Source organism: Streptomyces sp. NPDC001852, assembly GCF_042891825.1.
GTDB lineage: Bacteria > Actinomycetota > Actinomycetes > Streptomycetales > Streptomycetaceae > Streptomyces.
In genome coordinates this window covers 228,914-242,815 of the sequence record NZ_JBIATN010000005.1, presented here as the reverse complement: position 1 = coordinate 242,815, position 13,902 = coordinate 228,914, and the positions used below count along the sequence as shown (strand labels likewise).

General features: G+C 73.4%; 10 protein-coding genes. 1 reads left to right on the top strand and 9 read right to left on the bottom strand.

Annotated features, from left to right (window positions below):
• Window positions 1-43 precede the first annotated feature (43 nt).
• On the top strand, window positions 44-1,702 hold the full coding sequence (locus ACFYZB_RS11350; RefSeq protein ID WP_388757037.1) for a hypothetical protein: 1,659 nt from the start codon (window positions 44-46) through the stop codon (window positions 1,700-1,702).
• Here the strand turns inward: ACFYZB_RS11350 and ACFYZB_RS11345 are convergent.
• From ACFYZB_RS11345 to ACFYZB_RS11305, 9 genes are all read right to left on the bottom strand, one after another.
• Window positions 1,693-2,358, bottom strand: coding sequence for a methyltransferase family protein (locus ACFYZB_RS11345; protein WP_388757035.1), 666 nt, complete (start codon window positions 2,356-2,358; stop codon window positions 1,693-1,695). The genes ACFYZB_RS11350 and ACFYZB_RS11345 overlap by 10 nt on opposite strands.
• A 169-nt stretch (window positions 2,359-2,527) precedes the next feature.
• The gene (locus ACFYZB_RS11340) at window positions 2,528-3,721 is read right to left on the bottom strand and encodes a sensor histidine kinase (protein WP_388757033.1); all 1,194 of its coding nucleotides are present in this window, start codon (window positions 3,719-3,721) and stop codon (window positions 2,528-2,530) included.
• Window positions 3,722-4,189: 468 nt separating this feature from the next.
• The gene (locus ACFYZB_RS11335; protein ID WP_388757030.1) at window positions 4,190-5,926 is read right to left on the bottom strand and encodes a cation acetate symporter; all 1,737 of its coding nucleotides are present in this window, start codon (window positions 5,924-5,926) and stop codon (window positions 4,190-4,192) included.
• A gap of 31 nt (window positions 5,927-5,957) precedes the next feature.
• On the bottom strand, window positions 5,958-6,323 hold the full coding sequence (locus tag ACFYZB_RS11330; RefSeq protein WP_388757027.1) for a hypothetical protein: 366 nt from the start codon (window positions 6,321-6,323) through the stop codon (window positions 5,958-5,960).
• 125 nt (window positions 6,324-6,448) lie between these two features.
• Window positions 6,449-7,255 (bottom strand): LytR/AlgR family response regulator transcription factor, encoded by an 807-nt coding sequence (locus ACFYZB_RS11325; RefSeq protein ID WP_388757024.1) that lies wholly within the window; start codon window positions 7,253-7,255, stop codon window positions 6,449-6,451.
• A gap of 138 nt (window positions 7,256-7,393) precedes the next feature.
• Window positions 7,394-9,763, bottom strand: a complete 2,370-nt coding sequence (locus ACFYZB_RS11320) for a glycoside hydrolase family 65 protein (protein WP_388757021.1) — start codon at window positions 9,761-9,763, stop codon at window positions 7,394-7,396.
• A gap of 2 nt (window positions 9,764-9,765) precedes the next feature.
• The gene (locus ACFYZB_RS11315) at window positions 9,766-12,324 is read right to left on the bottom strand and encodes a molybdopterin cofactor-binding domain-containing protein (RefSeq protein WP_388757018.1); all 2,559 of its coding nucleotides are present in this window, start codon (window positions 12,322-12,324) and stop codon (window positions 9,766-9,768) included.
• Window positions 12,325-12,361: 37 nt separating this feature from the next.
• Window positions 12,362-13,357, bottom strand: a complete 996-nt coding sequence (locus tag ACFYZB_RS11310; protein ID WP_351208408.1) for a xanthine dehydrogenase family protein subunit M — start codon at window positions 13,355-13,357, stop codon at window positions 12,362-12,364.
• Complete coding sequence (locus tag ACFYZB_RS11305) at window positions 13,354-13,893, bottom strand: (2Fe-2S)-binding protein (protein WP_351208407.1); 540 nt, start codon at window positions 13,891-13,893, stop codon at window positions 13,354-13,356. Before ACFYZB_RS11305 ends, ACFYZB_RS11310 begins: the two co-directional genes overlap by 4 nt.
• Between the last annotated feature and the right edge of the window lie 9 nt (window positions 13,894-13,902).

The window sequence follows — 13,902 nt, the reverse complement described above, 5'->3', positions numbered from 1 at the left end:
AGCAGGTTCCCGGTTCCCCCTCCGACCCACGAGGAGTTGGCCTGTGCGAAAACTCAGAGCCCTGATCACCATGGTGGCCGGGCTGGCCGCCGTGGCGACGCTGACCACACCCGCCGTTCACGCCGACACCGGTGGACCGGCGAACGCCCCCGAGAGCACGTACTTCTCCACCGTGAGCGTCGATGCCGGCGCGACCGTCGGAGCGCCCGCGACCGGCGACAACCGGGAGCACGGCGACCTGTGGCCGTCCTGCTGGTCGAACGACGACAACGTCTATGCCGCATACGGCGACGGCCTGGGCTTCGGCGACACCTGGCACGACATCGGCGCGGCCCGGATCAGCGGGATGCCCGGGAACCTGAGTGGTACTCAGCTCGCCGCGGGCGACCAGATCGGACGGATCTGGGGCGACCCCACGCAGTACTACCGCAAGCCGACCGGCATGGTCTGCGTGAACGGCGACCTGTACCTCGCCGTCCAGGACCTCAAGCAGGGCACGCTGGACAACGCGCCCAGCGCGACGATCGTCAGGTCGACGGACAAGGGCGCCACGTGGACGTCCGACCAGACCACGCCGATGTTCTCGGACCAGAAGTTCACGACGGTCATGTTCCTGGACTACGGCAAGGACAACGCGAACAGCCCCGACGGATACGTCTACGCCTACGGTCTGGACTACAACTGGCGCGACACCTACGACCCCGACCCGGATCCGGCCGACCTGTATCTGGCCCGGGTGCCGGCCACCTCGATCCAGGACCGGTCGGCCTGGCGGTTCTACGCCGGCGACAGCGGAGGCACCCCGCAGTGGACCGCCGACATCGACCAGCGCGTCTCGGTGCTCCACGACGACCACCGCATCTACCAGAACGTCGGCACAGCGGGGCGGGCCAGGGATCTGAGCGTGCTCGGCCAGGGCGGTGTCGTCTACGACAAACCGCTGAATCGCTATGTCTACACGTCGTGGACGGAGTACACGTACGAGTTCTACGAGGCGCCCAGCCCATGGGGTCCGTGGAAGCACTTCACCCCGAAGGACTTCGGCGGCTACCCCTGGACGCACACCAAGCACGGCGGCTACGCGACCACCATCCCGTCGAAGTACATCAGCGCGGACGGCAGGTCGATGTGGTTGCAGTCCAACGTCTGCCCGTGCGGCGGCGGTTACCCGGCCGGTGACTTCTGGGCGTACACCTTCTCGCTGCGCCGGATGTCCCTCGCGCCGTACACACCGACCACTCCCGACAACGCGCCGGACGCCTCCCGCGACCTCGCGCGCGAGGCCGGCACCGTACCGATCGAACGGGCCACGCATTTCGGCACCGCGGTCTACAACGACGGCAACCGGAACCAGAACGAGGACGACTGGAACGACGAACGCAAACCGTCCAGTTGGTGGGGCTACACCTGGCCGCGCACGTACCACCTGAACGAAGTGGCGTACACGACGGGAACCATGTTCGGCGACGGCGGCTGGTTCGGCAGCGCGCCGACGATCCAGGTGCGCCGCGACGGCGTGTGGACCGATGTCACCGGCCTGCGGGTGACGCCGGCCTATCCGACGTCGTCGGCCGCCGGCACGAACCGGACGTATGTCTTCGACTTCGACACCACGACCGGGGACGGCGTACGGGTGATCGGCGGGAGCGGCGGCACCCAGACGTTCACGTCGATCGCGGAGCTGGAGGCCTACTACCGCTGACCGGTCCCGCCCGGACGGGGCTGACCGCTGTCGATGTGACGGGGGCCGGACCGGGCGGGGCGCAGGCGGGGTATCAGCGCCGGGACCTCGGCGCGGTAGGCGTCGTAGGAGGCGCCGAACCGGTCGGCCATCAGGGCGTCCTCGATCCGGACCCGGCGCAGCAGCCACGGGACGGCGACCACCAGAAAGGCTGTCCAGACGCCGAATCCGGAGGCCAGCATGCCACCGGTGATCAAACCCAGGAGCCCGGTGTAGATGGGGTGCCGGACCAGCCGGTACGGTCCGCCCGTGCGCAGCTCGTGGTGTTCCTGGACCATCGGGACGCTGGCCCACATGGTGCCCAGGACCCAGCGGGCCCAGAGCAGCAGGGCGGTCGATGCGACGGCGAGGACGGCACCCGGCAACGCCAGCTCCGGCTGCCAGTACCGCAGGTGACGCCAGAAGCCCTGGGAGTGCCCGACCAGGGTGAAGAACACGTAGACGCCCGCGATCAGCAGGAGCCGGCGCGGCAGGGAGCGACGCAGTCCGCGCACCCAGCCGCGCGGGCCGGCCGGACCCTTCAGTCCGAAGTAGACGGCGCCCGCGATCCAGGCCGCGACGAAGACCAGAGCGCAGACTCCGATGATCAGCGCAAGTGCCGAGTGCAGAGAATCCATGCCTCAAGACTGCGCCGCCCACCAGGCGGAACACCACCACCGACGGGTCGATGGAGAGACCTCCACCCGCCTCCATCCGTGGATGGAGAAGGGGCCCCGCCGGCCTGCGGGTTGTGCTCGGGCCTGGGCACGGCAGGGGGGCGAGGCGACGGCAGCCGACCGGCCGGGATCACGGTGACGGGGCCTGGACCTGGATGCCCGGACGAAACTTCGGGACGCGGAGTGTGATCTTCGTACCGGCGCCGACGCCGGTCTCGATGACGAGGCCGTGGTCGTCGCCGTAGACCTGGCGCAGCCGGCGGTCGACGTTGCTCAGACCGATGCCGGTGGCGGCGCCGGCCGTGCCGCGCAGGATCGCGCGCAGACGTTCCGGTTCCATGCCGATGCCGTCGTCCTCGATGACGACCCGGGCCTCGGTGCCCTCGTCCTCGGCGGTGATCGTGACGCCGATGCGCTCCACGGACTCCTCCAGGCCGTGTTTGAGGGCGTTCTCGACGAGGGGCTGCAGACACAGGAAGGGCAGCGTCACCGGCAGCACCTCGGGGGCGATGCGCAGGGTGACCTTCAGGCGGCGGCCGAACCGGGCGCGGGCGAGTTCCAGGTACTGCTCGATGGAGCGCAACTCCTCGGCGAGGGTGGTGAAGTCGCCGCCGCGGCGGAACGAGTAGCGGGTGAAGTCGGCGAATTCCTGCAGGAGTTCGCGAGCGCGCTCGGGGTCGGTGCGGACGAAGGAGGCGATGCTCGCGAGGGAGTTGTAGATGAAGTGCGGGGAGATCTGGGCGCGCAGGGCCCGGACCTCGGCCTCGTGGGCGCTGGTGCGCGCCCGGTCGAGGCCCGCGAGCTCGAGCTCCAGGGAGAGCCGGCGGGCCGCTTCCTCGCAGGCCCGGAGGACCGCGGTGGACTCCTCGGCGGCGAACACGGCGAGGGCGCCGGGGGCACTGTCGTCGGCGGAGAGCGGCACCAGGGCGCCCCAGCGCACGGGGCAGCCGGCGTCGTCGCAGGACAACGGGAAGGTCCGGGCGCGGGGTGGGTGGGCGAGCCGTGCCGTCACCTCCGCGCGGTGGTGGTCTCCGGCGCCGTCCCAGGCCAGGACGGCGGTGTCGTCGGTCAGGGCGAGGGCGGGGGTACCGAGCAGGGGGCGCAGCCTGCGGACCGTCTTGCGGGCGGCCTCCGGGGTGAGCCCGGCGCGCAGGGGTGCCGCGGCGAGCGCGGCGGTGTGCAAGCCCTGGACCAGGGCACGCGTCGAGTCGCTGTCGGCCGCGTGCTCCTGCTGCCGGCGCGCCGCCGCGTGGCCGAGAGCCGCACCGAGCACGAACAGCGCGAACCCGACGAGAGCGAGCGCCGCGGTACCGAGGACGGTCATGGGCGACGCGCGTCCGGGCCGGCGGGATGAGTGACGGAGCGGCGGGGCGTGGCGGAGCGGTGCCGGGGAGCACCGACGACCACGTGCCCGATCCGCCACGAGTCCCCGAGGCGCCGACGAACGCCGAGAGCTTGGCAGTACCGGCGAATGGCACGGCCTTGTCCTTGCCGTCGACCGTCGGGATCCTGCCGGAGACGACCAGCGTCGCGACCCCGCCGGTGCCGCCCGGCATCGACGCCTCGCTGGTCCCGCCCAGCGTCGTGATCGGTCCGATGCCACCCGACACCGGAACCCTGCCGAGACCCCTCGACACCGGCGGCCTGCCGGCGCCACCCACGCGCGCGCTCCCGTCGGTCCCGGCACCGCTCCTGCTCTCCGCGGTTTCGGTCGCCGGGGTGCGTGTCGGGACAGTCGGCGGGTGCCACGGCTCGTCTCTCCGTGTCGCTGGTCTGCACAACGGCTCCTCGGTCAGGTCGTCGCCGCTTCGGGGCGGGTGGGGGCGGGAGGTTCCGGGAGGTGGAGGCGGGCCATGGTGGCGGCGGTGCCGGGTGGGACGCGGCTGCGGGTGGCCAGGGAGGTCAGGACCATCGCGGCGAAGCCGACGGGGACGGACCACACCGCGGGCCAGGCCAGCAGGGTGTGCAGCCAGCCGGAGCGGGCGCCGCCGGCGATGGTGGCCGTCACCGCGGCGAGCGCGGAGCCGCCGCCGAGGACGAGACCGGCGATCGCGCCCGGCGGGGTCAGGCCGCGCCACCAGATGCCGAGCACGAGCAACGGGCAGAAGGAGGAGGCCGAGACGGCGAAGGCGAGGCCGACCGCGTCGGCCACGGGCAGGTCGCTGACCACGGCGGCGGCCGCGGTCGGCACCGCGATCGCAGGCAGCGTGGCGAGCCGGAAGTGGCGCACGCCGAGCGTGGGCAGGACGTCCTGGGCGAGGACGCCCGCGACGGACATGGTGAGCCCGGACGCCGTGGAGAGGAACGCCGCGCAGGCGCCACCGGCGACGAGGGCGCCGAGCAGGTCCCCGGTGACCCCGCCGAGCAGCCGCTGCGGCAGGACGAGGACCGCCGCGTCGGTGTCGCCGGTCAGGAGGAGGTCGGGGGCGTACAGGCGGCCGAGCATGCCGTACAGGGGGATGAGGAGGTAGAAGGCGCCGAGCAGGGCGAGCACGCTGACGGTGGTGCGGCGGGCGGCGCGGCCGTCGGGGTTGGTGTAGAAGCGCACGACGACGTGTGGCAGGCCCATGGTGCCGAGGAAGGTGGCGAGGATCAGCCCGTAGGTGGCGTACAGGCCGTGCTGTTCGCGGTCCGAGGACAGCGGCTTGGCCCAGCTGGAGGGCGCGGTGCGGTCGGCCGCCCGGCCCGGCAGGGGGACGCGGGCGCCGGCCGGGAAGCGCAGGGTCGTGTCCCCGGCGATCCGGTGGCGGCCCTCGCCGAGCCGCAGCGAAAGCCCCTGCACCGCGCGGCCGTCGACGGTGCCGGACACGGTCACCCGGACCGGCTCGCGCACGGTGAGGGCGAGGGGCCGGTCGACGCGAACCTCGGTGGAGCGGTGGAAGACGGGCCGGTCGTCCCAGGCGGGTGCCGGGGCGTGGTCGCCGCGCCAGGCCAGCAGCAGGAACACCACGGGCACCAGCAGGGCGGTGAGTTTCAGCCAGTACTGGAAGGCCTGGACGAAGGTGATGCTGCGCATCCCGCCGGCGGCGACGGCCGCGGTCACCACGGCGGCGACGACCAGAGCGCCGAGCCAGCCGGGTGCGCCGGTGAGCAGCCGCAGGGTGAGGCCGGCGCCGCGCAGCTGGGGCAGCAGATACAGCCAGCCGATGCCGACGACCAGCACACCGGCGATCCGCCGCACCGCCCGGGACTCCAGCCGCGCCTCGGCGAAGTCGGGCAGGGTGTAGGCGCCGGAGCGGCGCAGCGGGGCGGCGACGAAGGCCAGCAGGACCAGGAACCCGGCGGTGTAACCGATGGGGAACCACAGCATGTCGACGCCCTGGGCGAGGACGAGTCCGGCGACGCCGAGGAAGGAGGCGGCCGAAAGGTACTCGCCGCTGACCGCGCAGGCGTTGAGCCTGGGGGCGACGGTGCGCGAGGCGACGTAGAAGTCGGAGGTGGTACGGGAGATGCGCAGGCCGAGCGCGCCGACGAGGACCGTGGCGAGGATCACGGCGGTCACACCCACGATTCCGTAGGTCTGGTTCACCGGCCGGCCCCGGCGGGAAGTCGGCGCATGGTCAGGGGTGTTCCGTGGGGGCGGCGGTGTCGGTCTCGTTGCGCTCGGCACGGCGGACGTACCAGGCGCCGATGGCCAGGAGAACGGGGTACGGGGCCACGCCCAGCGCGATCCATGCGGCCAGGGGGACGCGGGGTGCCGCGTCGGCGAGCGGCAGGATCCTCAGGAGTACGGGGAGCAGGCCCAGCGGGGTCCCGAGGAGGGCGAGGGCGACGAGCCCGGCGCGCAGCTGACGCTGCATCAATTGGCCCACGCCGAGGTCGGACCGGGGGTGCGGTAAGGGCACCGGGCGTGGTGCGGTCGTACCGCCGTCGGGGCTCGGCCGTCCGGTGACCACCTCCCTGCGAGGGACGGATTCCTCACCCATGACGCACTCCCCGACGCAGCGGTGATCACCTCGTGCTGCGGCGAGTGTACGCAGCGGACCGGCGCCGGGGCAGCGGATGGACGCGAATCGCCACAGGTCCGTCACCCGGACGCCGCCGCAGGTGCTCAACGGGCCCTGCCTGCCGCGTGTTTGGCCAGCAGATCCCGCAGTTCTCGGGCGTTGCGCCGGCTCACGGCGAGGACGCGGTCGCCGATCCGTACGGTCATGTTGCCGCCGTCCAGGCGGAGTTCCTCGATACGGTCGAGCGCGACGAGCCGGCTGCGGTGGATGCGCACGAACCCGCGTGCGCGCCACTGTTCCTCCAGGGTGGACAGCGCGACGCGGACGAGGTGGCTGCCGCGCGGGGTGTGCAGTCGCGCGTAGTCGCCCTGGGCCTCGACGTGGGTGATGTCGGCGATGGGTACGAACCGGGTCACCCCGCCCAGCTCGACGGGGACCTGTTCGCCCCAGGCGGGCCCCTGCTCGGGGGCGGGGGCGGCGGCAGGCCGGGGGCCCTGCCCGGCCCGGACGAGTTCGGCGGCCCGGCGCACGGCCTCGGCGAAGCGCTCCTTGCGGAGGGGCTTGAGCAGGTAGTCGACGGCCTTGAGGTCGAAGGCGCGGACCGCGAAGTCGTCGTGGGCGGTGACGAAGACGATCAGCGGTGGCGCGGCGAACCCGCCCAGCAGCCGGGCGAGTTCGAGGCCGTCGAGCCCTGGCATGTTGATGTCGAGGAAGACGACGTCGACCGCCTCCTCGCCGTCCGGACCGTCCGCCACGGCGCCGCCGAGCCGGCGCAGCGCCTCCGTGGGTCCCGCCGCGGGCACCACGGTGCCCACCCGGGGATCCCGCTCCAGGAGGTACAACAGCTCCGCGAGCGCGGGCTCCTCGTCGTCCACCGCCAGCACACGCAGGGGAACGTCGCTCGCGCTCATCTCCGTTGTCTCCTTCTCGTTTCAACCACTTACCGTTGCATGGTGGTCCGTCCGGGCGGCTGCGTCGAGATCGCGGGTCGTTGCCCATGGCCTGTTGTCGGTCCGGCCTCGCTGTCGATCCGGCGCGGCCGGGCGGTGTCAGTCCGGGACCACCAGCCGGGCCGCCTCGCCCGGACCGACCGGCACCACCCGGTCGCGCAGGCAGACGTCGATGGGTGCGCGGTCGGAGTCCGGTACGGCGATCTCCAGGAGGTCGCTGCGCAGGCGCAGATGGACGCCCCAGTGGCCGTGGTAGCGGATGGCGAAGCCGTAGGAGGAGAGTTCGGGCAGCGGGACCGGGTCGAGGCACAGGGCGCCGTCACGGGTCTCCATGCCGGTCAGTCCGCGCTGGACGAGGTCGAGGGTGCCGGCCATGGCGCCGAGGTGGATGCCCTCGCCGGTGGTGCCGCCCTGCAGGTCGGCGATGTCGCCGCGCAGTGCCTCCTGGACGAAGGCCCAGGCGCCGGCGCGGCGGGCGCGGGCCAGGATCCAGCCGTGGACCAGGCCGCTGAGGGTGGAGCCGTGGCTGGTGCGGTGGAGGTAGTGGTCGACGGTGGCCGTCCAGGTCCGTTCGTCGAGGTGGTGGCCCAGCATCTGGAAGAGGGAGTGGAGTTCGGTGGCGGAGAAGAGGTAGCCGAGCATCAGCACGTCGGCCTGTTTGGACGCCTTGTAGCGGTTGACGGTGTCGCCCTCGGCCTCCAGGATCCGGTCGAGGCGGCGGATGTCCTCGTACCGCTTGCGGTAGCCGTCCCAGTCCAGTTCGGCGAGGTCGCCGTAGCCCTCGAACTGGCTGATCACCCCGTCGTGGAAGGGGATGTGGAGGGTGCGGGAGATCTCCTCCCAGCGGGCGGGCTCGTCCTCGTCCAGGCCGATGCTCTCGGTGAGTTCGCGGCGGCGCGGCTCGGGCAGGAGGCTCAGCAGCTCGAGGCTGCGGGCGAGCACCCAGGCGGCGGTGACGTTCGTGTACGCGTTGTCGTCCAGGCCGGGTTCGGTCGCGCCGGGGTAGGCGTCGTGGTACTCGTCGGGGCCCATCACCCCCCGGATGCGATACCGGCCGAGGTGGTCGTCGTAGCCGGCCGAGTCCGCCCAGAAGCGGGCGATGTGCAGCAGCATCTCGGCGCCCTCGCCGTGCAGGAAGTCGGTGTCCCCGGTGGCCTCGCAGTACTGCCAGATGTTGTAGGCCACCGCCGAGCCGACGTGGTGCTGGAGCCGGGAGTGGTCCGGCAGCCAGCGGCCGGAGCGGGGGTTGAGGTGGAGTTCCTGGGTCTCCTCGCGGCCGTCGCTGCCGCTCTGCCACGGGTAGAGCGCGCCGCGCCGGCCGAGTTCCCCGGCCGCGTGGCAGGCGGCGTCGAGACGCCGGTGCCGGTAGCGGAGCAGGGCGCGGGAGACCTCGGGGAGGTGCAGGTTGAGGTAGGGCAGGACGAAGAGTTCGTCCCAGAAGACATGGCCGCGGTAGGCCTCGCCGTGCAGTCCGCGCGCGGGGACGCCCACGTCGAGGTCGGCCGTGTGCGGCGACAGCGTCTGCAGCACGTGGAACAGGTGCAGGCGCAGGATGCTGCCCGCCTCGCCGGGCACCTCGAGCGCGGTGCGCCGCCACAACTGCTCCCAAGCCGTGGAGTGGGCGTCCAGCAGGGCGTCGAAGCCGGGGGCGTCGCCCACGCGGTCGACGGCCGCGTCCAGCGGGTCCCCGATGGCGGGGTCGTGCGAGGTGTGCAGCGCGACCGTCTTGTCGACGGTGACGGTACGGCCGGGTGCCAGGCGCAGCCTCAGGTGCTGGACGGCGCGCAGGGCTTCGTGCGCCGTCGCCACCGGGGCATCGGCGGCCAGCCGGGCCGCGAGGGCGCATTCGATGCGGGAGGTGCGGGTGTGGCAGCGCAGCCACATCGCCCCGTGCGCGGCGAGGCCGGTGCGGATCTGGGTGAGGTGCCGGCCGTCCAGGTCCCGGTAGCGGGCCACGCCGGAGTTGGTGACGCGTCCGTCGAGCGCGGCCTCGACCTCCAGCTCGGCCCCGCGGCCCTCCACCATGAACTCCGTGCGCAGTGCCGCGATATGACGGTCCAGCAGGTGGACCAGGCGCAACTGGCGCACGTGGAGCGTGGTGCCGCCGTCGAGGCCGTAGCTGGTGCGGCGTTCCAGCAGGCCGGGGTCGAGATGGAGGATGAGGAGGTGTTCCGTGACGGGGGCTGAGTCCGGGATGAGCCACGCGCCGCCCACCGGGCGGAAGCGCAGCGGCAGCCAGTTGGGAAGGTTGACCATGTCCTCGTTCTCGACCCGGCGTCCGGCGACCTCGGAGGTGAGTCGGTCGTAGCAGCCGGCCACATAGGTGCCCGGGTAGTGGATCTCGTCCGCGGTGCACTCGGGCAGTGCCCCGCGGGTGGCGAAGTACCCGTTGCCCAGGGTGCACAGCGACTCCCGCAGGCGTTCCTCCCCGGGCCGGTAACCCTCGTACTCCCAGGTCGGGCCCGTCACGGTCACCCCTCGGACAGCAGGCCGGTGAGGATCCGGTCGGGGGTGAGGGGCAGCTCACGGAAGCGGATGCCGGTGGCGTGGTGGACGGCGTTGCCGATGGCGGCCGCGGTGCCGACGATGCCGATCTCGCCGATGCCCTTGCTGCCCATGGGGTTGAGGTGCGGGTCGTCCTCGTCGATCCAGTCGGCCTCGACGGCGGGGACGTCGGCGTGCGCGGGCACGTGGTAGGAGGCGAGGTCGGCCTCGGTGAAGTCGCCGAACGCGCGGTCCAGGGTGCTGTGTTCGGTGAGGGCCATGCCGAGGCCCATGGTCATGCCGCCGGTGAACTGGGAGCGCGCGGTACGGGCGTTGAGGATGCGCCCGGCGGCGAAGATCCCGAGCAGCCGCCGTACCCGGGTCTCGCCGGTGACGGTGTCGACGGCGACCTCGGCGAAGTGGGCCCCGAAGGCGTGCCGGGCGTAGGGGCTGTCGGCGTCGGCCCGCCCGGCGGTGTCGGCGTGGGTCTCGATGCCGTCGGCGGGCAGCGGTCCGGCGTGCACGGCCAGCCGGGAGGCCAGCTCGGCACACGCCTCGTGCACGGCCCAGCCCCAGGAGGCGGTGCCCATGGAGCCGCCGGCCAGCCAGGCCGAGGGCAGGTCGCTGTGCCCGATCTCGGCGCGGACCCGGCCGAGGGGCACGCCGAGGGCGTCGGCGGCGATCTGGGCGAGCACGGTACGGGCCCCGGTGCCGATGTCGGTCGCGTTGATCCGGACGGCGCAGGTGCCGTCGGGCAGGGCCCGGGCGGTCGCGGTGGCCGGGACGGCCGCGGCCGGGTAGGTGGCCGCGGCCACGCCGGTGCCGACGAGCAGCGGGCCCTCGCGGCGCATCCCCGGACGTGGATCGCGCCCGGCCCAGCCGAAGCGGCGGGCTCCCTCGCGCAGGCACTCCACCAGGTGCCGGCTGCTGAACGGTTTGCCGCTCTCCGGTTCCCGTTCGGGTTCGTTGCGGACGCGCAGTTCCACCGGGTCGATGCCGAGGGCGTCGGCGAGTTCGTCCAGGGCCGACTCCAGGGCGTACATGCCGGGCGCCTCGCCGGGGGCGCGCATCCAGGACGGGCTGGGCACGTCGAGCGGGACCACCCGGTGGGAGCTGAGCAGGGCGGGGGTGGCGTACATGACGCGTGAGGGCACCGCGGCCTGCTCGACGAACTCCTTCACGCGGGAGGTGTGGGTGGTCACCTCGTGCAGTACGGCGGTGAGCCGGCCGTCCGGGTTCGCGCCGAGGCGGAGACGCTGCACGGTGGGGGCCCGGTGGCCGACGGTGGTGGGCAGGTACCGGCGGGGGTAGGCGAGGGTGACGGGCCGGCCGGTGCGCCGGGCGGCCATCGCGGCGAGGACGACGTCCGGGCGAGGGGTGCCCTTGGAACCGAAGCCGCCGCCGACGTGCTCGGTGACGACGGTGACGCGGTCCTCGGGCAGCCCGAACATCTGGGCGAGCACCTCCCGCACGGTCGTGCCGCCCTGGCTGGAGGTGTACACGGTGAGCTGGTCCCCGTCCCAGTCGACCGTGCTGGTGTGCGGCTCCATGGGGTGATTGTGCAGCGGCGGCACCCGGTAGGTGACGTCGACGCGGACCTCGGCGGCGGCGTAGGCGGCCTCCGGGTCGCCCTGCTCGACCCGGCCGGGAAAGCCGGCGTTGGTCTCCTCCGGCTCGTAGGCGTCGGGGCGCTCCGGATCGAGGTCGGCGTGGTGGGGTTCGGCCGCGTAGGTGACGCGTACCGCCCGGGCGGCCGCGCGGGCCGTCTCCGGGGTGTCGGCGACGGCCAGGGCCACGCACCAGCCCCGGTGCGGCACGCGCGGGCCCTGCAGGACGGCGAGCGTGGCATCCTCGGGTGCGGCGAGGCGCTCCGCGTCGTCGGGGGTGAGGACGGCGAGGACGCCGGGCAGGGCGAGGGCGGCGGCGGTGTCGACGGCGGTGACCCGGCCACGGGCGATCGCGGCGGGCACGGGCCAGGCGTGGGCCCGGCCGGGCAACGTGTACTCGGCGGCGTAACGGGCGAGGCCGCTGACCTTCAGCCGCCCTTCCGCCCGCTCCACGGGCGCGCCCAGGGCACTGCCGGTGACGGGGTTCCCTCCCGGCCGATGCTCGCCGACGGCCGTGGCCGACGCACCGGCAGCCGGGACCCCGTCTGCGGAGCGCTCACCGAAGGCTCCGGCGGGGGTGCCGGGGGTCGTGTGCGGGGCGTCCCGGCGGCTTGCCGGCGCACCCGGGGCGCTGCCGCCCGCCGACGCCCCTTCGGCCCGCCGCTCGGCACAAGCCCCGACACCGGTACCAGGCGCCGAGGGCCGTGCATCCCGCTCCGCGCGGGAGCGCAGGGAGTCACCGGGGTTCGGTGGCCCTTGCTCTGCGGCAACGCCCGGAGAGTCGCCGGGCGCCGGGGACCCCTGTTCTGCGGCAGTGCCCGGGGAGTCGCCGAGGGGCAGGGGTCCGTCTGCTCGCCGTTCGGCGAGAGACCCGGTGCCGGGGGTCGGGGGCCGTGTGGTGCGGTGTTCTGCGGGGGTGCCCGGGGTGTTGGCGGTCATCGGTTCCTCCTGCTCTGCTCGCTCCTTCCGGGCCGACTCAGGCCACCGCAGGGGCCGGGGCGAGGCGGTTCAGGACGTCCAGGGCGAGATTGCGGGCGAGGGGCACCTTGTAGGCGTTGTCCCGCAGCGGCTCGGCGTGCGCGAGCTCCAGTGCCACGGCTCCCTCGAAGGCCTCGGGGGTCGCGGGGGCGCCCAGCAGGGCCAGCTCGGTGTGCCGGGCCCGCCAGGGCCGGTGCGCGAGCCCGCCGAAGGCGATCCCCGCCCGGTCGACGACGCCGTCGGCGACCCCGAGTACGACGGCCACCGAGGCGAGGGCGAAGGCGTACGACGCCCGGTCCCGGGCCTTGCGGTAGGCGGACGGGACGCCGGCGGTGGCGGCCGGGAGCAGCACACCGGTGATCAGTTCACCCGGGCAGATCCAGGTGTCCCGCTCGGGATGCTCGCCCGGCAGCCGGTGGAACTCGGCCGCCGGAAGGCGCCGGGTGCCCTCGGTGCCGTACAGCTCGACCTGGGCGTCCAGCGCGGCGAGGGCGACGGCCATGTCGGACGGGTTGGTGGCGATGCAGTGTTCGGAGTGCCCGAGCACGGCGTGGTCGCGGTGGACGCCTTCTCGGGCGCCGCAGCCACTGCCGGGCTCGCGCTTGTTGCAGGGTTTGTCCAGGTCCTGGAAGTACGGGCAGCGGGTGCGCTGGAGCAGGTTGCCGCCGGTGGTGGCGGCGTTGCGCAGTTGCCCGGAGGCGCCCGAGAGGAGGGCCTGGGACAGCGCCGGGTAGCGGTCGCGGACGCGGGGGTCGGCGGCCAGGTCGCTGTTGCGGACGGTGGCGCCGACGCGCAGGGAGCCGTCGGGCAGTTCCTCGATGGAGTCCAGCGGCAGCCGGCCGACGTCGATGAGCAGCGCGGGGCGCTCGACGCCGAGTTTCATCAGGTCGACCAGGTTGGTGCCGCCGGCCAGATAGCGGGCGCCGGGGTGGGCCGCGTACGCCTCGACGGCCTCCTGGACGCTGCCGGGCCTGAGGTATCCGAAGCCGTTCACCGGATCACGTCCTCCACCGCCTCGACGATGCGCGGGTAGGCGCCGCAGCGGCACAGGTTGCCGCTCAGGCGCTCGCGGATCTCGGCCCGGTCCAGCGGGACGGGCCGACCGGAGGGAGCCGCGGGGTCGGTGACGTGGGAGGGGTGACCGGCGGCGGCCTCGGCGAGCATGCCGACGGCGGAGCAGATCTGCCCCGGGGTGCAGTAGCCGCACTGGAAGGCGTCGCGGTCGAGGAAGGCCCGCTGCAGCGGGTGCGGCTCCTCGCCGTCGCCGCCGAGGCCCTCCACGGTGGTGATCTCGCTGCCGTCGAGGGCGACCGCGAGCAGCAGGCAGCTGTTGACGCGGCGGCCGTCGGCCAGCACGGTGCAGGCACCGCACTGGCCGTGGTCGCACCCCTTCTTCGACCCGGTGAGGCCGAGGTCCTCGCGGAGCAGGTCCAGCAGGACACGCCGGTGGTCGACGTGCAGGGTGTGGGGCTTCCCGTTGACCCGGAGGGTGATCTCCGATGCGGGAGAGAGGTGGTTTTCACTGGTCATGGCAGGGAT